This is a genomic window from Kitasatospora sp. MY 5-36, assembly GCF_001182915.1.
In the GTDB taxonomy this organism is placed as follows: Bacteria; Actinomycetota; Actinomycetes; order Streptomycetales; family Streptomycetaceae; genus Kitasatospora.
In genome coordinates this window covers 1-20,419 of the sequence record NZ_LFVW01000032.1, presented here as the reverse complement: position 1 = coordinate 20,419, position 20,419 = coordinate 1, and the positions used below count along the sequence as shown (strand labels likewise).

Annotated in this window: 19 protein-coding genes and 1 pseudogene; 4 read left to right on the top strand and 16 right to left on the bottom strand. The window is 72.5% G+C overall.

The features are described 5' to 3' along the window. From AE652_RS02970 to AE652_RS02925, 10 genes are all read right to left on the bottom strand, one after another. On the bottom strand, nt 1-799 hold a 799-nt coding region (locus AE652_RS02970; protein ID WP_049649506.1), incomplete at its 3' end, for a YeiH family protein. Nucleotides 800-857: 58 nt separating this feature from the next. Next, nucleotides 858-1,439: a cysteine dioxygenase family protein gene (locus tag AE652_RS02965; RefSeq protein WP_049649499.1), complete on the bottom strand. Its 582-nt coding sequence runs from the start codon at nt 1,437-1,439 to the stop codon at nt 858-860. A 124-nt stretch (nt 1,440-1,563) separates the two neighbouring features. Next, the gene (locus AE652_RS02960) at nt 1,564-2,469 is read right to left on the bottom strand and encodes a LysR family transcriptional regulator (protein WP_049649505.1); all 906 of its coding nucleotides are present in this window, start codon (nt 2,467-2,469) and stop codon (nt 1,564-1,566) included. Nucleotides 2,470-2,670: 201 nt separating this feature from the next. Further along, nucleotides 2,671-3,540, bottom strand: a complete 870-nt coding sequence (locus AE652_RS02955) for an amino acid ABC transporter permease (RefSeq protein WP_049649498.1) — start codon at nt 3,538-3,540, stop codon at nt 2,671-2,673. Next, nucleotides 3,537-4,181 carry an amino acid ABC transporter permease gene (locus AE652_RS02950; protein ID WP_049649497.1) on the bottom strand — a complete coding sequence of 215 codons (645 nt, stop codon included), beginning with the start codon at nt 4,179-4,181 and terminating at the stop codon, nt 3,537-3,539. Before AE652_RS02950 ends, AE652_RS02955 begins: the two co-directional genes overlap by 4 nt. Before the next feature lie 12 nt (nt 4,182-4,193). Beyond that, the gene (locus tag AE652_RS02945) at nt 4,194-5,096 is read right to left on the bottom strand and encodes a glutamate ABC transporter substrate-binding protein (protein WP_049649496.1); all 903 of its coding nucleotides are present in this window, start codon (nt 5,094-5,096) and stop codon (nt 4,194-4,196) included. Between the two features lie 66 nt (nt 5,097-5,162). Further along, nucleotides 5,163-5,891: an amino acid ABC transporter ATP-binding protein gene (locus AE652_RS02940; RefSeq protein WP_220450147.1), complete on the bottom strand. Its 729-nt coding sequence runs from the start codon at nt 5,889-5,891 to the stop codon at nt 5,163-5,165. A 47-nt stretch (nt 5,892-5,938) separates the two neighbouring features. Next, entirely contained in the window at nt 5,939-6,184 is a 246-nt protein-coding gene (locus AE652_RS02935) for a lipopolysaccharide assembly protein LapA domain-containing protein (RefSeq protein ID WP_049649495.1), read from the bottom strand. A 156-nt stretch (nt 6,185-6,340) separates the two neighbouring features. Next, nucleotides 6,341-8,113: an ABC transporter ATP-binding protein gene (locus AE652_RS02930; protein ID WP_049649494.1), complete on the bottom strand. Its 1,773-nt coding sequence runs from the start codon at nt 8,111-8,113 to the stop codon at nt 6,341-6,343. A 43-nt stretch (nt 8,114-8,156) separates the two neighbouring features. Continuing rightward, on the bottom strand, nt 8,157-9,932 hold the full coding sequence (locus AE652_RS02925; RefSeq protein WP_049649493.1) for an ABC transporter ATP-binding protein: 1,776 nt from the start codon (nt 9,930-9,932) through the stop codon (nt 8,157-8,159). A 599-nt stretch (nt 9,933-10,531) separates the two neighbouring features. On the opposite strand from AE652_RS02925, the gene AE652_RS02920 reads away from it, so the two are divergent. Beyond that, nucleotides 10,532-11,398 carry an aldo/keto reductase gene (locus tag AE652_RS02920; protein WP_049649492.1) on the top strand — a complete coding sequence of 289 codons (867 nt, stop codon included), beginning with the start codon at nt 10,532-10,534 and terminating at the stop codon, nt 11,396-11,398. Nucleotides 11,399-11,591: 193 nt separating this feature from the next. On the opposite strand, the gene AE652_RS47830 is transcribed toward AE652_RS02920, so the two are convergent. Continuing rightward, nucleotides 11,592-12,416, bottom strand: a complete 825-nt coding sequence (locus AE652_RS47830) for a MarR family winged helix-turn-helix transcriptional regulator (protein ID WP_053111942.1) — start codon at nt 12,414-12,416, stop codon at nt 11,592-11,594. A 445-nt stretch (nt 12,417-12,861) separates the two neighbouring features. Here AE652_RS47830 and fabG point away from each other — a divergent pair, with 445 nt between their 5' ends. Together fabG and AE652_RS02900 are read left to right on the top strand one after the other, a co-directional pair. Continuing rightward, the gene (fabG, locus tag AE652_RS02905; RefSeq protein ID WP_049649491.1) at nt 12,862-13,629 is read left to right on the top strand and encodes a 3-oxoacyl-ACP reductase FabG; all 768 of its coding nucleotides are present in this window, start codon (nt 12,862-12,864) and stop codon (nt 13,627-13,629) included. A 231-nt stretch (nt 13,630-13,860) separates the two neighbouring features. After that, nucleotides 13,861-14,670 carry a phosphatase PAP2 family protein gene (locus AE652_RS02900; RefSeq protein WP_369808257.1) on the top strand — a complete coding sequence of 270 codons (810 nt, stop codon included), beginning with the start codon at nt 13,861-13,863 and terminating at the stop codon, nt 14,668-14,670. Between the two features lie 128 nt (nt 14,671-14,798). Here AE652_RS02900 and AE652_RS49410 read toward each other — a convergent pair. Continuing rightward, nucleotides 14,799-14,966: pseudogene (locus AE652_RS49410) on the bottom strand (hypothetical protein); the annotation flags it as partial. A gap of 75 nt (nt 14,967-15,041) precedes the next feature. Between AE652_RS49410 and AE652_RS02895 the strand changes: the two are divergent. Beyond that, entirely contained in the window at nt 15,042-15,314 is a 273-nt protein-coding gene (locus AE652_RS02895) for a DUF6343 family protein (protein WP_049649490.1), read from the top strand. A gap of 110 nt (nt 15,315-15,424) precedes the next feature. Here the strand turns inward: AE652_RS02895 and AE652_RS02890 are convergent, their stop codons facing one another. From AE652_RS02890 to AE652_RS02875, 4 genes are all read right to left on the bottom strand, one after another. Next, nucleotides 15,425-16,825 carry an aspartate aminotransferase family protein gene (locus AE652_RS02890; protein ID WP_049649489.1) on the bottom strand — a complete coding sequence of 467 codons (1,401 nt, stop codon included), beginning with the start codon at nt 16,823-16,825 and terminating at the stop codon, nt 15,425-15,427. Next, nucleotides 16,815-18,725 carry a 1-deoxy-D-xylulose-5-phosphate synthase gene (gene dxs / locus AE652_RS02885; protein WP_049649488.1) on the bottom strand — a complete coding sequence of 637 codons (1,911 nt, stop codon included), beginning with the start codon at nt 18,723-18,725 and terminating at the stop codon, nt 16,815-16,817. Before dxs ends, AE652_RS02890 begins: the two co-directional genes overlap by 11 nt. A 145-nt stretch (nt 18,726-18,870) precedes the next feature. Further along, a complete protein-coding gene (hpnH, locus tag AE652_RS02880) occupies nt 18,871-19,899 on the bottom strand; it encodes an adenosyl-hopene transferase HpnH (protein WP_049649487.1) in 1,029 nt (342 codons plus the stop codon). A gap of 2 nt (nt 19,900-19,901) precedes the next feature. Next, the coding region (locus tag AE652_RS02875) for a hypothetical protein (RefSeq protein WP_053111941.1) at nt 19,902-20,419 on the bottom strand (518 nt) is incomplete at its 5' end.

Sequence of the window (20,419 nt, the reverse complement as noted above, 5' to 3'; positions counted from 1 at the left end):
CCTCCCCCGCCCCGCCCGCCGCTGAGGCCCCCACCGGAGCGCCCACCGGCGCCCCGACCGGAACCTCCGCCAAGGCCGCCACCCGCGCCGCCCGCAGGTTCCGCCGCACCGCCACGGCCACCCCCGCGACCAGCGGCGCCAGCAGCACCACGCGCATCAGCTTGACCAGCACCGCCTCCCGCAGCGCCCCGGCCCCGCCGGTCTGCGCGGTGGCGACGACCTGCCCGACGTCGTGCACGCTCGCCCCGACCCAGCGCCCGAACTCCAGCTCGCCGAGCCCGAGCGGGTGCTGGAGCAGCGGCAGCACGGCGATCGCCAGCGTCCCGCAGAGAGTCACCAGCGCCACCGAGGCCGCGACGTCCTCCTCCTCGCTGCCCGCCGCCTGGCTGACCGCGCCGATCGCCGAGGCCCCGCAGATCGAGTACCCGGTGGCGACCAGCAGCGGCTGGTCCCCGGGCAGGCCGAGCCGCCGACCCAGCCAGAGCGTGCCCGCGAAGGTCGCCGCGACCACCGCGAGCACCATGGCGACGGTGGCCCAGCCGAGGCCGAGCACGTCGTCCAGGCTGAGCTTGAGCCCGAGCAGGACGATCCCGAGCCGCATCAGCCGCTTCCCGGCCGTGGACAGCCCCGGCCGGGCGATCCCGCGGACCACCGGGCGCAGCCCGGGCAGGTGGGCCACCAGCATGCCGAGCAGGACGGCGGCGGTGAGTTCGGGCACGGCCGGCACCAGCGCGTGGATGCCCAGCGCGGCGGCCACTCCGAGGGCCGCGAGCAGCAGCCCGGGGGCGTCCCCGCGCATCGGGGGCAGTGAGCGGGTGCCGGCGGTGCGGTGTCTGAGGGTCAGTGCCACGCCGCCCTCACTGCTGCCGGTCGGCGGGCAGCCGGTAGACCCGCCGGATGCTGGTGCCGAGCCGCGAGACGTCCGCGCCGTAGACGTGGATGGAGATCGCCGTGCTGCTACAGGAGTTGCGCACCAGGTGGATGTCGCCGGGCGGGGCGAAGGCGGCCACGGTGCCGGCCGGGCCGGCCACGTGCTCGGTCTCGACCAGCCGGGAGGTGGGGCCGTCGGAGACCAGCCGGTAGCGGGTCTCGCTCTCCTGGCCCTGGTGGACGCCGGCCACGCACCAGGAGACGTGGTCGTGGATCGGGGTCTGCTGCCCGGGCAGCCAGACCAGGGCGACGACGGAGAAGCTGCCGTCCCCCTCGGCGTGCAGGACGTGCTGGCGGTAGCGCTGCGGGTCGCCCTCGCGCTGGGCGGGGGTGAGCAGCGCGTCGGGCCCGTCCGGGTCGGCGTGCAGGTGCGGGGCGAGGCGCTCGCCGACCAGGTAGGCGGTGAGCTCCGGCGGGAGCCCGCGGTCCACGACGGCGCGGATCTCACTGATCAGCGCGGTCATCCGCTCGGTGCGCCGGTCGCTGCCGACCGTGGCTGAGGGTGTCATCCCAGCAGGTTCGAACCTATGGACCCATCACGTCCAAGGAGGGTTTGTAAGAAATCTCCCCATCAACGCTTATAGGTCGCCGGGTGGCAGTCCATGGTCGTCGGTCATGTGGCCCGCCGACGGGTCAGCACCCGACCCGGCTCGCCGCCGCCTGCCGCAGGTGGTCCAGCACCAGTCCGGTGGCCGGGATCCGCCGGTGCTCGCGCAGCACGTACGCGCTCACCTGCCGGCGCAGGTGCGGCTCGACGGCCCGTCCGGTGACCTTGCGGTGGCACATGAAGGAGAGCACCAGCGCCGGCATCAGCGCGATCCCGACCCCGGCGGCGACGAGCGACTGCACCGCGAGGTTGTCGTCGGTGGAGAAGACGATGTCCGGCGCGAAGCCCTCCTCCGCACAGACGTGCAGCAGGTTGGCCCGGCAGCGCGGACAGCCGGCGATCCAGCGTTCGCCGCCGAGGTCGGCCAGCCGTACGGCGTGCCGGCGGCCGAGCGGGTGCCCGACCGGCAGCAGCACCGTGAGCAGGTCCTCCATCAGCGGGATCTCGTCCACGCCCTCCGGCACCTCGGCGGCCGCGCCGGGGTACCGGAACGCCAGCGCGATGTCGCACTCCCCGCGCAGCAGCCGCTGGACGGAGTCCGGCGGCTCGGCCTCCAGCAGCTCGACCCGCACACCGGGGTGCTCGGCCAGCAGCCGGGCCATCGCCTGGGGTATCAGGGTGGCGTTGGCGCTGGGGAAGGCGCAGACCCGCACCCGACCGGCGCGCAGCCGGGCCAGCGCGGCGAGCTGCTGCTGGGCGGCGGACATGCTGCCGAGGATCAGCTCGGCGTGCCGGGAGAGCGCCTCGCCGGCCTCGGTGAGCCGCAGTCCGCGCCCGGCCCGGGTGAAGAGCGGGACGCCGACGGTGCGTTCGAGCGCCTTCATCTGCTGGGTGATGGCGGGCTGGGTGTAGCCCAGTTCGCGGGCGGCGGCCGAGTAGGAGCCGGCCCGGACGACCTCGTGGAACGTCCTGATGTGCCGCGAATCGAACACCGGCTCCATGGCCCCTCCCGCCCTCTCGTCCACCGTCGGCAGCCCCGTTCCGGCCGCGCTCCGGTCGTCCACGGGCCGCGCCCGGGCGCCCGAGAATCATAAGAGGAATTTGGAGGTACCGACCCCAACCCCACCCGTACCTATGGTTCAGCCCCGAACCGGCCTTCTCACAGCTGCACCGGCCTCACCACCGCGCCGGCCTCACTGCTGCACCGACGGCGGCAGCCCCACCGGCACCCCGGCCTTGGCCACCGGTGCCCCGCCCCGCGCGCTCGGACTGCGCCGGCTGCGCCGCTCCACGAAGCGGGCGAGCCAGGAGAGCAGCAGACACATGCCGATGTAGATCGGCGCGATCACCATCACCACCGGGATGAACGGCAGGTCGTAGTCCAGGTTGGTGGCGATCAGCTTGCCCGCGTGCAGGAACTCCTCGAACGTGATCAGGAAGCCCAGCGAGGTGTCCTTGAGCGCGACCACCAGCTGACTGATGATGGCCGGCAGCATCGCCCGGTTGGCCTGCGGCACCAGGACGTACGTCATCACCTGGGTCTTGCGCATCCCCAGCGCGAACGCCGCCTCCCGCTGCCCCTTGGGCACCGCGAGCACGCCGGCCCGGAACACCTCGGCCAGCACCGAGCCGTTGTAGAGCACCAGCCCGGCCACCAGCGCCCAGAGCGGCTGCACCTTGAGCGCGACGAAGACGAAGAAGATCATCACCAGCACCGGCATGGCTCGGAAGAACTCCACCACCAGTGTGGCGAGCCAGCGCACCACCCGGTGGTCGGAGAGCCGCCCGGCCGCGAACAGCGCGCCGAACGGCAGCGCGAACAGCACCGTCCAGCCGAAGGCCTGCAAGGTGTTGCCGAGCCCGCGCAGCAGCAGGTCCTGCACGCCCCGGTACTCGAAGGGCTGCCACTTGGCGTACGTGAACTGGTGGGTGTGGAAGAGCATGTAGACCACCCAGCCGATCAGCGCCGCGATCAGCAGCAGCGCGATCCCGCCGTACAGCCGGTGCCGGGAGAGCGCCTTCGGGCCGGGGATGTCGTACAGCGCCGAGGATTCGACCGTCATCGGGACACCGCCACTCGTCGTTCCAGCAGGTTGAAGACGGCGCTGATGGCCAGAGTGATGATCAGGTAGCCGACGGCGATCCAGACGAAGGTCCAGATGATGCTGTAGCCCAGCTCGTTGATGGTCCGGTAGGTGCCCAGCAGCTCGGTGACGCTGAACGAGCCGGCGATCGCCGTGTTCTTCGCCAGCGCGATCATCACACTGCCGAGCGGCGCCACCACCGAGCGGTACGCCTGCGGCAGCACCACCAGACTCATCGTCTGCCCGAAGTTCATGCCGAGGCTGCGGGCCGCCTCGCCCTGCCCGGTCGGCACCGTGTTGATGCCCGACCGCATCGACTCGCAGACGAAGGCCGAGGTGTAGCAGCCCAGCGCGAGCACCGCGAAGGTGTAGAAGGGCAGGGTGATGTCGAACCGGGGCAGGCCCAGCACCACGATGAAGAACAGCAGGGTCAGCGGCGTGTTGCGCAGCACCGTCACCCACAGCGTCCCGAACACCCGCAGCGGCCTCACCGGCGAGACCCGGAAGCCCGCGATCAGCACGCCCAGCACCAGCGACAGCACGGCGCTCACCGCGAACAGCGAGAGCGTGCCGAGGAACCCGTCCCAGTAGGTCGACCAGTTGTCGGTCAGCGTTTTCACGGCGCGGCCCTCTCAGTACCGGTCGATCTGCGGCGGGTTCGGCGCCGGCTCCCCGGAGAGGCCGAGGGTCGCCTCGAACGCCCTCCTCCAGTCGCCGTTCTGCATGTGGTGCTCCAGAGCGTCGTTGATCGCGCCGCGCAGCACGGTGTCGTTCTTCGGCACCCCGATGCCGTACGGCTCGGTCGAGAACAGCGGGCCGACCACCTTGAGCTCGTCCGGCACCTTTGCCGCGTAGCCGAGCAGGATCGCGTTGTCCGTGGTCACCGCGTCGACCTGGTTGGTGATCAGGTTGTCCACGCAGGCCGAGTAGGTGTCGTAGCCGATCAGCTTGGCCTTCGGGTACTGCGACTGGATGCGCTGGTACGGCGTCGAGCCGGCCGCCGAGCAGACCTTCTTGCCGTCCAGGTCCTGCGGGCCGTGGATGGTGGTGTTGTTCTTGCGCACCAGCAGCGACTGCCCGGCGATGAAGTACGGGCCGGCGAAGCCGACCAGCTTCTTCCGGTTGTCGTTGATGGTGTAGGTGCCGACGTAGTAGTCCACCTGGCCGTTCTGCAGGGCGGTCTCGCGGTTGGCCGAGGCGATCGTCTTGAACTGGATCCGGTCCGGCGGGAAGCCCAACGAGGCGCCGACCATCTTGGCGATCTCGATGTCGAAGCCGGAGTACACGCCGGTGGCCGGGTTCTTCTGGCCCAGGTACGGCTGGTCCTCCTTGGCGCCGACCACCAGGTGGCCCCGGCTGCGGGCGGCGTCCAGGGTCGGCGAGCCGGTGATCGCGGAGGCGTCCTGCACCTGGTAGCTGGGCAGGGCGCTGGGCTGGGGGCCCTTGGGCGGCGGGGTGCCGGGCTTGCCGCGGCCCGCCACCAGCGCGGTGAACAGCAGGGCGGCGGCGAGCACGCGCCGCCCCGCCCGCGCCACGGGCCTTCCCACAGATCTTCCCGCGGGCCTCGCCGCCGGCGTCGTCTCACGGTTCACGGCGCCGCCTCAGTGCTTCAGGATCTTGGACAGGAAGTCCCGGGCACGATCGCTCTCAGGAGCGCTGAAGAAGTCCTCCGGGGCGCGGTCCTCGACGATCCGGCCGTCGGCCATGAACACGACCCGGTTCGCGGAGGCCCGGGCGAAGCCCATCTCGTGGGTGACCACGATCATCGTCATGCCCTCGCTCGCGAGCTGGCGCATGACGTCCAGCACCTCGTTGATCATCTCGGGGTCGAGCGCCGAGGTGGGCTCGTCGAACAGCAGCGCCTTGGGGTCCATCGCCAGCGCGCGGGCGATCGCGACCCGCTGCTGCTGCCCGCCGGAGAGCTGCGCCGGGTACTTGGCCGCCTGATCGGCGAGGCCCACCCGCTCCAGCAGCGCGCGGGACTTGTCGTCCGCCTCCGCCCTGGGCCGGCCGCGGACCTTGATCTGCGCGAGCGAGACGTTCTGCAGCACGGTCTTGTGCGCGAACAGGTTGAAGGACTGGAACACCATGCCGACCTCGGCGCGCAGCCTGGCCAGCCCCTTGCCCTCCTCGGGCAGCGGCTGGCCGTCGATCAGGATGGTGCCGTTCTCGATCGGCTCCAGCCGGTTGATGGCCCGGCAGAGGGTGGACTTGCCGGAGCCGGACGGGCCGATGACGACGACGACCTCGCCACGTCCCACCGTCAGCTCGATGTCCTGCAGCACGTGCAGGTCCCCGAAGTGCTTGTTGACCCCGCGCATCTCGATCAGCGGGGTGAAGGCCGATGCGCCGGCCGGGGCCGGCCCGGGGGCTGTGGTCACCTGCTGCGCCGTCCCTTCAGCAGCCAGCCCAGCGCGACGCCCGCGATCAGCGTGGCCAGCAGCGCGATCCAGAGCGGCGCGGTGACGGTGAAGACCCAGAACTGGATCTTGACCTTGTCGAGGTTGGCGAACAGGAACCACACGGCGAGGACGACGATGGCGCCGATCCCGATGTAGCGCGTGGGAATCCCGCCGATCTCACCGCGCGGGGAGCGGGACGAGCCGTCTGAAATCTTGGTCACCGGAGCAGTCTGCGGGCCGGGCGGCCGATTTGCCCGGTTACGCGCCCCTCCGGGCCAGGGAGTAACCCGTACGGGGCAATCCGGCCCCGTACGGGTTTGAAGCCCCCTCCTACCGGGACGGCCCGCTCCCCGCTCGTCCCGCCCCGGGCCGCCGCACTACCGCTCGTCCCGCCAGGACCGCCAGAGCGCCGCGTACGGACCGCCCGCCGCGACCAGGTCCGGGTGGCTGCCGTACTCGCTGATCCGCCCGCCCTCGACCACCGCGATCACGTCAGCGTCGTGCGCGGTGTGCAGCCGGTGGGCGATGGCGATGACCGTCCGGCCCTCCAGCACCCTGGAGAGCGAGCGCTCCAGGTGCCGGGCGGCCCGCGGGTCCAGCAGGGAGGTGGCCTCGTCCAGCACCAGGGTGTGCGGATCGGCCAGCACCAGCCGGGCCAGCGCCAGCTGCTGGGCCTGCGGCGGGGTCAGCGAGGTGCCGCCGGAGCCGACCTCGGTGTCCAGGCCCTCCGACAGGGCGTCCACCCAGGCCCCGGCCTCCACCGCGTCCAGCGCGGCCCGCAGCTCGGTGTCGTCCGCGTCGGGAGCGGCCAGCCGCAGGTTGTCCCGCAGGGTGCCGACGAAGACGTGGTGCTCCTGGTTCACCAGGGCGACCTGCGCGCGCACCCGCTCGGCCGGCATCCGCGCCAGCGCCGCACCGCCGAGGGTCACGCTGCCGCGGCCGGGGGCGTAGATCCCCGCCAGCAGCCGGCCGAGCGTGGACTTGCCCGCGCCCGACGGCCCGACCAGCGCGACCCGGCTGCCCGGGGCGACGTCCAGGCTGATGCCGTGCAGGACGTCGGCGCCCTCCCGGTAGCCGAACCGGACGTCCTTCGCCTCGACCCGACGGCCGTCCGGCCGGGCGGACTCGTCCCCCTCGTGCTCCGGCACCTCGCGCACGCCGACCAGCCGGGCCAACGAGGCCTGGCCGATCTGGAGCTCGTCGTACCAGCGCAGGATCAGGTCCACCGGGCCGGTCAGCATCTGCGCGTAGAGCACGCCGGTGGTCAACTGGCCCACGGTGATCCAGCCCCGGAGGGTGAACAGCCCGCCGAGCACCAGGGTGGCGAGCACCGCCGAGGTGTAGACCGCGTCGATGGTCGGGAACCAGACCGAGCGCAGCCACAGGGTGTACCGCTCCCAGGCCAGCCACTCGCGCAGCTTGCGGTCGGTCAGCCGGACCCGCTGGTCGCCCAGCCGCAGGGCCTCGACCGTCCGCCCGGCGTCGACCGTCTCGGCCAGCACGTTGCTCACCGCCGCGTACCCGGCCGACTCACTGCGGTAGGACTGCGGCGCGCGCCGGAAGTACCAGCGGGAGCTGACCAGCAGCAGCGGCAGGCCGACCAGCGAGGTCAGTGCGAGCAGCGGCGAGGTGACCAGCAGCGCACCGAGCACCAGGAGCAACGACACCACCGCGACGGCGAGTTCGGGCACCGCCTCGCGCACCGACTTGTCCAGCCGGTCGATGTCGGTGGTGCCCCGGGAGACCAGGTCCCCGGTGCCGGCCCGCTCCAGCACCCCGGTCGGCAGGGCCACCGAGCGGACCAGGAAGTCCTCGCGCAGGTCGGCCAGCACCTTCTCGCCGAGCACCGCGCCGCGCATCCGCGACCAGCCGGTGAACGCCGCCTGCGCCACCAGGGCCAGCAGGTACCAGGCGACCGCCACCGTGATGGTGGACCCGGCCGTACCGGTGGCCAGCGACTCGACCAGGCGGCCGAGCACCCAGGGCCCGACCAGCCCGGCCACCGTGGCCGTCGAGTGCAGTGTCACCACCGCGGAGAACCCGCGGCGGTGCCGCCGCGCGAGCAGCAGCAGGTACCCGCGCACGGCGGCCGGGGAGCCGACCGGCAGGGTGGTGGCCGGCCCCTGCTCCTCCTGGACGGGGGGCTTCATGACGTACTCCTCGCGTGCGTGGCAGGGAATTTGACGGTGGTCCTCATACGGCCCCACCCACCGGGCGGGCCGCTTCCTCGTCGCGGGTGACCACGGCCCGGTAGGCCGGCTCGGTCCGCATCAGCTCACGGTGCCGCCCGGCCGCGACGACCCGGCCCTCCTGCAGCAGCACCACCCGGTCCGCCTGGTCGAGCAGCAGCGGGCTGGTCGCGAACACCACGGTGGTGCGGCCGGCTCGGGTGTCCCGCAGCCCGGAGGCGATCCGCGACTCGGTGTGCGCGTCCACCGCGCTGGTGGGCTCGTCCAGCACCAGCACCGGAGGGTCCGCCAGCAGGGCGCGGGCCAGCGCGAGCCGCTGGCGCTGCCCGCCGGAGAGCGAGCGTCCGCGCTCGGTGATCCGGGCGCGCATCGGGTCTCCCCCGCACTCCGGCGAGCCCTCCACCAGGGCCTCCAGCACGTCGTCGGACCGGGCCGCCGCGAGGGCCTCGGCCGCCGGGACCCGCCCCGAGGACGGGATGTCGAACAGCTCGGCCAGCGTGCCGGAGAGCAGCACCGGCTCCTTGTCGTGGACCAGCACCGCCGCCCTGGCCTCGGCCAACGGCACCGCGTCCAGCTCCGTGCCGCCGAGCCGAGCCGAGGCCTGTGCCCGTTCGCCCTCGGCCAACGGGACGTGGCCGCCGAGCCGCTCGGCCAGCGCCCCGGCGTAGTCCGGGTCCCCGCAGACCACCGCGGTCAGCTCGCCGGCCCGCGCCGTCAGCCCGCTCGCCGGGTCGTGCAGGTCGGCCTTGTCCGGCCTGGCCAGCGCGGCTTCGGCCGTACCGGTGGTCCGGTCCAGCGAGAGCACCCGGACGGCCCGCCCGGCGGAGACCCGGGCCACGCTCCAGGCGTGCGCCGCCTCGCCCAGGATGCGCAGCGGAGCGGCCAGGAAGGCCGTCGCGCCGTACACCGCGATCAGGGTGCCGACGGCGAGCTCGCCGGAGGCCACCAGCCGGGCGCCGTACCAGGTGACGCCGACCACGAACAGGCCGGGCAGCAGCACCTGTTGGGCCTGCATCAGCGACCAGATCCGGGACGACCGGACGGCCGCCGCCCGGACCTTCTGGGACGCGGCCCGGTACCGCTCCAGGAACAGCTCCTCGCCGCCGATGCCACGCAGCACCCGCAGCCCCGCGACGGTGTCGGCCGCCAGCTCGGTGGCCTTGCCGCCGAGGGCGCGCTGCTGTTCGTAGCGCCGCTCGAACGGCCCGATCAGCGGCCAGACGGAGGCCGCCAGCACCGGGACGCCGAGCAGCACCCCGGCCCCGAGCACCGGATCGACCGTCAGGACCACCACGCTGACGGCCAGCCAGACGATCACCGCGGACCGGACCCGGGCGACCAGCTCGACGTACCAGCCGATCCGCTCGACGTCCCCGCTGCCGACCGCGACGACCTCGCCGGTGGCGATCCGGCGGGACAGCCCGGCCCCGAGGTGCGAGGCCTGCCGGGCCACCAACTGCCGTACGTGGGTGGCCGCGTGGAGCCAGTTCCAGACCGCCTGGCGGTGCAACAGCACGGTGCCGACCGAGGCGCCCGCGCCCAGCAGCAGGAGGAGCCCGGCGGCCCGCCAGATCCCGCCGGCGTCGCCGTCCACGGCGGCCTGCACGCCGAGCCCGAGCGGTATCGGCAGGGCGGCCTGGCCCCCCATCTCGATCAGCGCCCAGAGGGTGGCGAGCAGCTGCCCGCGCCGCTGGCTGCACTGCAGCCAGCGCAGGAAGGCCAGGGGTGAGGAGAGGTCGGGACGGCCGGGATCGGCCAGCGGCAGGGGGGTGAGCAGCATGACACTCCGATACGAGCGGTGCGCGGGTGCGGGGCACGGGCGCACGGGGGGCGAGGGAGCCAGGAAGCAAGGGGAGCCGGGAAACAGGGGGAACAGGGCGCACGGAACGCCTCAGCACCGTGCGCACAGCACGCACGGCGGCCGAACGGCAGGCGGCCCGGGCCGGCGGGCGGAGGATGCGCGGCGCTGCGGCACGGCGCCCGGCGCGACATCGACGCTGCGTCCGGAGCGGACACCGGACGGACATGGAATGGGCACGAAGGGCCCGGAAGTCAGGAGGTCATGGCCGCGAGCCTGCCAACCTCGATGTGATCCGCGCAACAGGTTTTTCCTCCGCCGACCGCGCGCGCCACGCCCCGCCCGCCACGCGCCGGGCCCGCACTCCCCCTGTGCGCCCCCGCGGGTTCCCGGCAGGCTTCCCGCGAGCCCCCCGCACGTCCCCCACCAGGGCGGTTCCGCCCCGTCACCGGCCGGCCGCCGCCCAGGCCAAACCCCCGCAAAGCTTCACCCAAGATTCGCCCGTTCGGCGGGAACAATCACACCGGGACACCAGTTGCCCCCACTGGAACAGCAGGACAATCAGGAGGGCACCTCTTCCCGTGAGCAGCATCCCCACCGTCACCCTCAACGACGGCGCGCAGATCCCGCAGCTCGGCTTCGGCGTGTGGCAGGTCCCGGACGCCGAGGCCACCCCCGCCGTCCGCGCCGCGATCGAGTCGGGCTACCGCTCCATCGACACCGCGGCCATCTACGAGAACGAGGCCGGCACCGGCGCGGCGATCACCGAGGCGCTGGCGGGCGGCGTGGCCCGCGAGGACCTCTACGTCACCACCAAGCTGTGGAACTCGGGTACCCGCGACTGGTCCGGCGAGCAGGGCCGCGACGCGGTGCTGCGCGAGTTCGACGCCTCGCTGGCCAAGCTCGGCCTCGACCAGCTCGACCTGTACCTGATCCACTGGCCGCGCCCGATGCACGGCGACAGCTACCTGAACATCTGGAAGGCCTTCGAGCAGCTGAAGGCGGACGGCAAGGTCAAGTCGATCGGCGTCTCCAACTTCGGCACCGAGCAGCTGACGCGCCTGCTGGACGAGGCCTCCGTCGCCCCGGCCCTGAACCAGGTCGAGCTGCACCCGTACTTCCCGCAGACGGAGCTGCGCGCGTTCCACGCCGAGCACGGCATCGCCACCGAGGCGTGGAGCCCGCTGGGCCAGGGCAAGGAGCTGCTCGCCGAGCCCGCACTGGTGAAGATCGCCGAGAAGCACGGCCGCACGGTCGCCCAGGTGGTGCTGCGCTGGCACCTCCAGAGCGGTGTGATCGCCATCCCGAAGTCGGTCACCCCGTCCCGGATCCGGGAGAACCTGGACGTCGCCGGCTTCGAGCTGGACGCCGAGGACCTCGCGGCGATCGCCGCCGTGGCCACCGGCAAGCGGATCGGCCCGGACCCGCAGGAGTTCGACTGGAACTGACGCGCCCGGGGTCCCGGCTCCCGGGCCCCCGAACCGTCTGAGCACCCGACCGGCTGACCACCGGTCGCACGAAGACCGCCCGCACCTCTACAGGAGCGGGCGGCCTTCGGTGTGCCCCGATGCGCCAAAGCCCATGGCCATGGACCCTCAGCGTTTTGGCGAATCGTTTTGGCTACGGTGGCGAACTTTTGACCTACAGCCTGCCCGCCTTGGCGATGAGCGCGAGCGCGGCCTCGTGCTCACCCTCCTCCAGCGGTGCCAGCAGCAGCCGCTGGACCTCGGCCACCCCAGCGGCCGAGCGGTGCAGCAGGTCCTGTCCCGCCGGTGAGAGCGAGAGCAGGTTGCGCCGTCCGTCCGAGGGGTCGCGCCGACGCTGCACCAGACCGCGGCGCACCAGCCGGCTGACCATCTCGGCCATCGTGGCCTTGTCCAGCGAGGCCAGCTCGCCGACCGTGCGCTGGTCGGCGCCCGGTTCCAGCTCCAACGCGTCCAGCACCGCGTACTGCGGAGCCGTCAGCTCGGCGCCCACGTGCTCCGACCAGAGCTTGGTGTGCACCTGCTGGCTCACCCTGATCAGGTAGCCGATCGCCCGCTGGGCGTCCAGTATCGGCCGCGCGTCGGTGATGACGGCGACCGCCGCGGGCTCCAGCCTGGCTATCTTGGCCATCACCCGGACGATCTCGACCTGTTCCTCCGCCGTGAGCGGTTCGAACAGGACGCGCTGAACGCGGACCACACCACCGGTGGCCTCGCGCACCGCCTGGGCGCCGCCCTGCGAGAGGGCCAGCAGCTTGCGCCGGCCGTCGGCCGGGTCGCGCCTGCGCAGCACCAGGCCACGACGGACCAGCCGCGCGACCATCTCGGCCATCGTGGCCTTGTCGAGCGAGGCCCGCTCGCCGACCGTCCGCTGGTCCGCACCCGGTTCCAGGGCCAGGACCAGCAGCACGGCGAACTGCGGAGCCGTGAGATCGGCTCCGACGTGTTCGGACCACAAGCGGGTGTGGACCTGCTGTGCCACGCGAATCAGGTGTCCTGGCGACTGCTGCAGTCGCGTAGACACGCGGGTTGTCGGGATCTCCCCCAGCACCATGTATCCGTCCCGATGTCACACCCGGTGTGTGTGGGACACCCGGGTGGGGCAGTAACGGCGAGTGGGCGTCCAGCTATGAGGGAGGGCGCTCCAGCCGTGCAGCCGGTGGCTGCTGGCGGACACTATACAAACGGCGGGCCCTTGCTGGCAGGCAGGGGCGGATAGTAGACGCAGGTTCGGCAACATTGGCATATTTACTCGCTGCGAACAGCTTGCAGTAACCCGTTCTCAGCAGAAAGCCGACCGGTCGGTCCTTACCCACCGTCACCTGCGTCTCTCCACCCTGGCCGCTCCCCCTACCCGCCGGTAGGGTGTGGCCACCCTCTCCGGGGGCTCTCCCCGGGAGGCACTCCCGAGAGAGACGAGAGCGAGCATGACCGAGCAGAGCACCGCCCCCCGGGTCGCCGTCGTGACCGGCGCCGCCCGCGGCCTCGGCGCCGCCACCGCCGTCCGGTTGGCCGCCGACGGCTACGCGGTCGCCGTCCTGGACCTGGACGAAGCGGCCGGCAAGGAGACCGTCGACCGGATCACCGCCGCCGGCGGCAGGGCGCTCGCCGTCGGCGCCGACGTCTCGGACGCCGAGCAGGTCCAGGCCGCCGTCGACCGGGTGGCCGCCGAGCTCGGCGCCCCCGTCGTCCTGGTGAACAACGCGGGTGTGCTCCGCGACAACCTGCTCTTCAAGATGTCCGAGTCCGACTGGGACACGGTCATCAACGTTCACCTCCGCGGCGCCTTCCTGATGACCCGCGCGGTGCAGAAGCACATGGTCGACGCCGGTTTCGGCCGCATCGTCAACCTGTCCTCGTCCTCGGCCCAGGGCAACCGCGGCCAGGCCAACTACTCGGCCGCCAAGGCCGGTCTCCAGGGCTTCACCAAGACTTTGGCCATCGAGCTGGGCAAGTTCGGCATCACGGCCAACGCGGTCGCCCCGGGCTTCATCGCCACGGACATGACAGCAGCCACCGCGGCCCGGGTCGGCATGGACTTCGAAGACTTCAAGCGGGCCGCAGCCTCTCAGATCCCGGTCCAGCGGGTCGGTCAGCCCGAGGACGTCGCCCACACCATCGCGTTCCTCGCGAGCGAGGGCGCCGGCTTCGTCTCCGGCCAGGTGATCTACGTCGCGGGCGGCCCCCTCGACTGAGCACGGAACCTACACAGGGTTACCACGGAGTGGGAAGCCGGGCGCACCGGCCTCCCACTCCGTTTGCTTTACCGGGGCTTTTGCAGAACCATTCGACGACCACACTGGCTTTCGATCCTGAAATAGCGGAAATCACCCCTCGGACCACCCCTGGTCGGCCCAATTGTCGATTTCCCGGGAAAATGACAATTACCACCGGAATAGCCCTGTCCGGATGGGTAAGGTCACCCCGTGCAATCCAGAAGTCCCCCCGTCCCCCTTCCGCGCCAGGGGCCGGAGCGCCGCACCGCCGAGACCGGCCGCCTGGACCGTCCCACCGCCCCCGCGCGCCACCTCGCCCCGCTCGGCCCCGACCCCGGCGAGCCCGGCTGGCCGCCGATGAGCCGACGGCAGGCCGCCCTTCTCGCCGTCACCCTGGCCGGCTACCTGCTGGTGCTGGCCGGTGTCCTGCTCAACACCGCGCTGGTCGACCTCGACTGGTCGGTCCGGCTGCTGCGCCCCTACGAGCGGTGGCCCCGGCTGGAGCCGCTGCTCGACACCTGGGTGGTCGCCGGGCAGCGCGGGCCGTCGGCGATCGCCGCCTTCGTCTGGCTCGGCTGGCGGGCCCACCGCCTCGGCCGACTGCGCCCGCTGCTGGTCATGGGCATCGCGCTGTTGTTGCTCAACGTCACCGTCGGCGCGGTCAAGATCGTCACCGGCCGGCTCGGCCCGCACTACGCCCAGTACGTCGGCTCGCCCGAGCTCTTCTCCGGCGGCACCATCTTCCCCTCCGGCCACACCGCCAACGCGGTGGTCACCTGGGGCGTGCTCGCCTACCTCGCCGTCCGCTGGCGGCGGACCGGCGCGGTGATCGCCGCCGCCACCGCCTGCTCGATCGGTCTGACCACGGTCTACCTGGGCACCCACTGGGTCACCGACGTCCTGGCCGGCTGGGCCGCCGGACTGCTCGTCCTGCTCTCGCTGCCGCTGCTGGAACCCCTGGTCGCCGCCGCCGAACAGCGGCTCCACCGGCGCTTCGGCCGCCGGCACCTGCTCTGTTGAACCCGGGCCCGCCCGAACCAGGTCCGACGGGTCACCGCGGTCCTACCCCTCCCAACTGCGCTCGACCACACCCCGTTGCGCACCGCGAGGTTGAGCCGCCCCTGCCGGTACTCCATGGTCATCAGGTCCCCCGGCTCCAGCACCCGGACCGACGCCCAGCCGTGCCGCCGGGCCAACTCCCGGGCCCGCTCGACCCGCAGCCCCGCGTACCCCTCGCCGTCCTGGCCCGCCGCCCCCGCACCGGAGCCCGAACCCGCCGCACCGGACCCCGCCCCCACCGCGTCCGAACCCGACATCGCGCCTCCCCCGGCTCGCTCCTCGGACGTACGCTGGAATCGTAGCCCGACCCACGCGGTCCGGAGGTGAACGGCATGCGCACCACCACCCCGCGCCGGTGGCGCAGCGGCACCGAGCCGGCCACCGCCCGCAGCGACCTCAAGCTCCGCTACCTGCTCTCGCTCACCTTCACCCCCTTGTTCGCGCTGGCCACGGCGGGCTTCGCCGTCTGGGCGGCCGTCTCGCCCGCCTACGGCGCGCCCAGCCGGGGCACCCTCACCGGCTTCGCCGTGGCCTGCGGCCTGCTCACCCTGTTCGCCGTCGTCGATCTCGTGGTTGTCATCCGGCGCCGCCGGACCGAGCTCTGACGCGGTGTCTCCCACGGAGTGGGAAGTCGACCCGGCCGACTTCCCACTCCGTGCCGTCGACTTCCCACACCGTGCCACCCACGATCCCGACCCCGGCGGCCCCGGCAGCCTCAGCGCCCGCCGACCGCCTGCTTCACCAGCGTCCGCCCGAAGTCCCACATCAGCCCGCTCCCCCGGTGGGCCTCGTCCATGATCTCGGTGAAGGCGTCCACGAACCGGTCCACGTCACGCTCGGTGATGATCAGCGGGGGGATCAGCTTGATCACTTCCAGGTGGTCCCCCGACACCTGGGTCAGGATGCGGTGCCGCTGCAGCAGCGGCACGACCACCATCTGCGCGAACAGCCCCTTGCGCGCCGCCTGGAGCGCGGTCCAACCAGTGCGCAGCTTCAGCGACTTGGGCCGGCCGAACTCGATCCCGATCATCAGCCCGCGCCCGCGCACCTCGGCGAGCAGCTCGTACTGGTCGACCAGCGCGGTCAGCCGTCCACGGAAGTAGTCGCCCACCTTGCGGGCGTTCTCCACCACCTGCTCGTCGCCCATCACCTCCAGGGTCGCCAGCCCGGCCGCCATGGCCTGGGCGTTGGACCCGAAGCTGGCCGAGTGCACCAGCACCCGGTCCATCGAGGAGTACACCTTCTCGAAGATCCAGCCCTTGCCGAGCGTCGCCCCGACCGGCACGTACCCGCCGGACAGCGCCTTGGCGGCGCAGACCAGGTCCGGCAGCACGCCTTCCTCGTGCTGGTAGGCGAAGAACTCGCCGGTGCGGCCGATGCCGGTCTGCACCTCGTCGCAGATCAGCAGCGCCCGGTGCTCGTGGAGCAGCGCCTGGGCGGCCCGCAGCCAGCCGGGCGGCGGCGCCTGGACGCCCTTGCCCTGGATCGGCTCCACGATCAGCCCCGCGACGTCGCCGCGCTTCAACTCCTTGGCCAGCGCGCCGAGATCGCCGAGCGGGACGGCGGTGTCCGGCAGCAGCGGGTCGAAGCCCTTGCGGAAGCCGCTCTCCCCGTTGACGGAGAGCGAGCCGGTGGTCAGCCCGTGGAAGGCGTGGTCGGCGTACAGGATCCGCTTCCGCCCGGTGGCGTACCGGGCGAACTTGAGCGCCGTCTCCACCGCTTCGGTGCCGCTGTTGCCGAAGAACACCCGGTCCAGCCCGGGCGCGTACGACAGCAGCCGCTCGGCCAGCAGCCCGGGCAGCGGTGAGCAGTCGAAGCGGACCAGGTCCGGCAGGTCGAGGTCCATCACCTGCTGGACCGCCGAGCGCACCACCGGGTGGTGGCGGCCGAGCGCGAAGATGCCGAAGCCGGCCAGCATGTCGAGGTACTCGTTGCCCTCGGCGTCGTAGAAGTACTGGCCCCGGGCGCGCTCGTAGTACCTGTCGAAGCCGATGGTGCGCAGCATCCGCGGCAGCTGCGGGTTGAGGTAGCGGCCGTGCAACTCGTAGCGCTCGCCGCCGCGTTCGGCGATCAGCGCGGCGAGGTCGAAGGCGGGGCGGTCTGGTTCAGCCGGCATGGCGCGGGTTCGCTCCTCGGGTCGGTAGCAGGTTCTTGGCGAAGACGGCGGTCTGGGCGGCGACCCCGGTCCCGGTCAGCCCCGCCTCCTCCAGGATCTCCCCGCGCGAGGCGTGGCCGAGGAACTCCTGGGGCAGGCCGAGCACCCGCACCGGCACGTCCACGTCGGCGTCGCGCAGCGCCTGGGCGACGGCCGAACCGACGCCTCCGGTACGGCCGTTGTCCTCGACGGTGACCACCAGCCGGTGGGCGGCGGCCAGTTCGGGCAGCACCGGGTCGACCGGCTTGACCCAGCGCGGGTCGACCACGGTCGCGGTGAAGCCCTCGGCGAGCAGCAGCCGGGCCGCGTCCAGGCAGGCGGAGGCGGTGGTGCCGACGGCGACCAGCAGGATCTCCGGCGCCCGCCCGGTGCGCAGCAGCACGTCCACCCCGCCGGTCCGCTCGACGGCCGGTACCGCGGGCCCGACGTTCCCCTTCGGGAAGCGCACCACGGTCGGGGCGTCGCCGACCTCGACGGCCTCGCGCAGCTGGGCGCGCAGCTGTTCCGCGTCGCGCGGCGCGGCGAGCCGCAGGCCGGGGACGACCTGGAGGATCGACATGTCCCACATGCCGTTGTGCGAGGCGCCGTCCGGCCCGGTCACCCCGGAGCGGTCGAGCACGAAGGTGACGCCCAGCCGGTGCAGGGCGACGTCCATCAGCACCTGGTCGAAGGCCCGGTTGAGGAAGGTCGCGTAGACCGCGACCACCGGGTGCAGTCCGCCGGTGGCCAGCCCCGCCGCGCTGGTGACGGCGTGCTGCTCGGCGATCCCGACGTCGAAGGTCCGCTCCGGGTAGGCCTTGGCGAACGGGGCCAGGCCCACCGGCTGGAGCATGGCCGCGGTGATCGCCACGAGGTCCGGCCGCTCGGCTCCGAGGGTGAGCAGCTCGTCCCCGAACACCGAGGTCCAGGAGACCCCTCCGCTGGGCGAGATCGGCAGGCAGGTGTACGGGTCGATCGGGTTGACGGCGTGGAAGCGGTCGGCCTCGTCCTGCTCGGCCGGCCGGTAGCCGCGGCCCTTGACGGTCAGGCAGTGCACGATGACCGGTCCGCCGAAGTTGCGGGCCTGGCGCAGCGCCTGTTCGACCGCGCCCAGGTCGTGGCCGTCGATCGGCCCGAGGTACTTGAGGCCGAGGTCCTCGAACATGCCCTGCGGGGCGAAGGCGTCCTTGAACCCCTTCTTGGCGCCGTGCAGCGCGTCGAAGATCGGCTGGCCGACCAGCGGGGTGCGCTGCAGGGCCTCCTTGCCCAGGGCGAGGAAGCGCTCGTAGCCCTGGGTGGTGCGCAGGGTGGCCAGGTGGTTGGCGAGGCCGCCGATGGTCCTGGCGTAGGAGCGCTCGTTGTCGTTGACGACGATGACCAGCGGCCGGTCGCGCGCCTCGGCGATGTTGTTGAGCGCCTCCCAGGCGAGCCCGCCGGTGAGGGCGCCGTCGCCGATCACCGCGACGGTGTGCCGGTCGTGCTGGCCGAGCAGCCGGGCCGCCTTGGCCAGGCCGTCGGCGTAGGAGAGCGCCGTGGAGGCGTGCGAGTTCTCGACCAGGTCGTGCTCGGACTCGCCCCGCGCGGGGTACCCGGAGAGTCCGCCGCGCATCCGCAGCCGGCTGAAGTCCTGGCGGCCGGTGAGCAGTTTGTGGACGTAGCTCTGGTGGCCGGTGTCGAAGACGATCCGGTCGTACGGCGAGTCGAAGACCCGGTGCAGCGCGATGGTCAGCTCCACCACGCCGAGGTTGGGCCCGAGGTGGCCGCCGGTGCGGGTGACGGCCTCGATCAGGAAGTCGCGGATCTCGTCGGCGAGCAGGGGCAGTTCGACGGCCGGGAGCTTGCGCAGCTCGGCCGGGGACGTGACGCGGGAGAGCAGTGACATGGGTTCACCTCACGACTCGGAGCGGTGCGGTGGTGCCTCCACCCGGCCCGGGCGCGGGCCGGCCTGGCTGCGGGGGCGGAGCCGGCCCCGGCCCCGGGCGCGGGGCCCGGGGCCCGGGGCGCCGACCCGGAGGTCGGCTCCTGGCTCAGCGGCCCTTGTTGCCGTTGACGGTCTCGGTGATGGCGCGCAGCGACTGCTGCAGCGAGCCCATCGTCGCGAGGACGGCGGTCGGCTCGTAGCCGCAGTGGGCCATGCAGTTCTCGCAGCGCGGGTCCTTGCCGCGGCCGTACTTGCTCCAGTCGGTCTTCTCGACCAGCTCGCGATAGGTCGGCACGTAGCCGTCGGCCATCAGGTAGCAGGGCCGCTGCCAGCCGAACAGCGAGTAGTTGGGGATGCCCCAGGGGGTGCACTCGAAGTCGGCCTTGCCCTCCAGGAAGTCCAGGAAGAGCGGGCTGTGGTTGAGGCGCCAGCGCTTGCGGTTGCCGTCGGCGAAGGCCGCGCGGAAGAGCGCCCTGGTCTGCTCGACGCCGAGGAAGTGCTCCTGGTCGGGGGCCTTCTCGTAGGCGTAGGCGGGCGAGATCATCATCTCGTCCACCTTGAGCTCGTCGTTGAGGTAGTCCAGCACCTCGATGACGGTCTGCGGGGTGTCGGTGTTGAAGAAGGTGCTGTTGGTGGTGACCCGGAAGCCGCGCCGCTTGGCCTCCTTGATCGCGGCCACGGCCTCGTCGAAGGTGCCCTCCTTGGCCACCGACTCGTCGTGCCGCTCGCGCATGCCGTCGATGTGCACCGCGAAGGTGAAGTACGGCGAGGGCGTGAACTTGTCCATCTTCTTGCGCATCAGCAGCGCGTTGGTGCAGAGGAACACGTACTTGCGGCGCTCGACCAGCTGCCGGACGATCTCGTCGATCTGCGGGTGCATCAGCGGCTCGCCGCCGGCGATCGAGACCATCGGGGCACCCGACTCCAGGACCGCGCCGACCGCCTGGGCGACGGGCATCCGCTGCTTCAGGACGCCCGCCGGGTGCTGGATCTTGCCGCAGCCCTCGCAGGCGAGGTTGCAGGCGAAGAGCGGTTCCAGCTCCACGATCAGCGGGAACTTGTCCCGGCGCTTGAGCAGCTTCTGCTGCATGAGGTAGGTGCCGACCCGCACGGTCTGGCGCAACGGCATGGCCATGGCTAGCTCGCCTCCTGGGGGAGCGTCGAGGATGTGGGGTGGTTCAGGTCTACGGAGCCGGGCGCGCGCTCCTGCCGGTACCAGTCGACGAGGGCGGGTACCGTCGCCCGCAGGGTCCGCCAGGCGCGCACCCCGGCCGGGAGGGTGCCGGGCCGCAGCAGCTCGTGCTCGGGCGTGTCCACCACCACCCGCAGGACGGCCGCCGGCAGCACGGGCCGGACCTCGCGCAGCGCGGCCAGGACGGCGGCGGCCTCCATGTCGACGGCGAGCGCGCCCTGGAGGTGCAGCGCCCGCCGTTCGATGCCGCGCACCACGTGGTCGGCGGTGTGGTGCACGCCGGTGTGCACGGTCAGGCCGCGCTCCTTCAGCGCCCGGGTGAGCTCCGCGCCGGAGTCGAGCGGGTACAGGTGGCCCTCGGCGTCGCGCACGCCGTCGGCGGCGACCACGTCGCCGGGCAGGACGCCCGGGCCGAGCGCGGCGCCGAAGCCGGCCACCACCACGGCGCCGTAGCCGCTGGGCG

Bases quoted from the DNA above. Each gene is read 5' to 3' on its own strand.
- AE652_RS02895 (WP_049649490.1), top strand. From the start codon at position 15,042: ATGCGCACCACCACCCCGCGCCGGTGGCGCAGCGGCACCGAGCCGGCC.
- AE652_RS02930 (WP_049649494.1), bottom strand. From the start codon at position 8,113: ATGAAGCCCCCCGTCCAGGAGGAGCAGGGGCCGGCCACCACCCTGCCG.
- AE652_RS02890 (WP_049649489.1), bottom strand. From the start codon at position 16,825: ATGCCGGCTGAACCAGACCGCCCCGCCTTCGACCTCGCCGCGCTGATC.
- AE652_RS02955 (WP_049649498.1), bottom strand. From the start codon at position 3,540: ATGACGGTCGAATCCTCGGCGCTGTACGACATCCCCGGCCCGAAGGCG.
- dxs (WP_049649488.1), bottom strand. From the start codon at position 18,725: ATGTCACTGCTCTCCCGCGTCACGTCCCCGGCCGAGCTGCGCAAGCTC.
- hpnH (WP_049649487.1), bottom strand. From the start codon at position 19,899: ATGGCCATGCCGTTGCGCCAGACCGTGCGGGTCGGCACCTACCTCATG.
- fabG (WP_049649491.1), top strand. From the start codon at position 12,862: ATGACCGAGCAGAGCACCGCCCCCCGGGTCGCCGTCGTGACCGGCGCC.
- AE652_RS02925 (WP_049649493.1), bottom strand. From the start codon at position 9,932: ATGCTGCTCACCCCCCTGCCGCTGGCCGATCCCGGCCGTCCCGACCTC.
- AE652_RS02965 (WP_049649499.1), bottom strand. From the start codon at position 1,439: ATGACACCCTCAGCCACGGTCGGCAGCGACCGGCGCACCGAGCGGATG.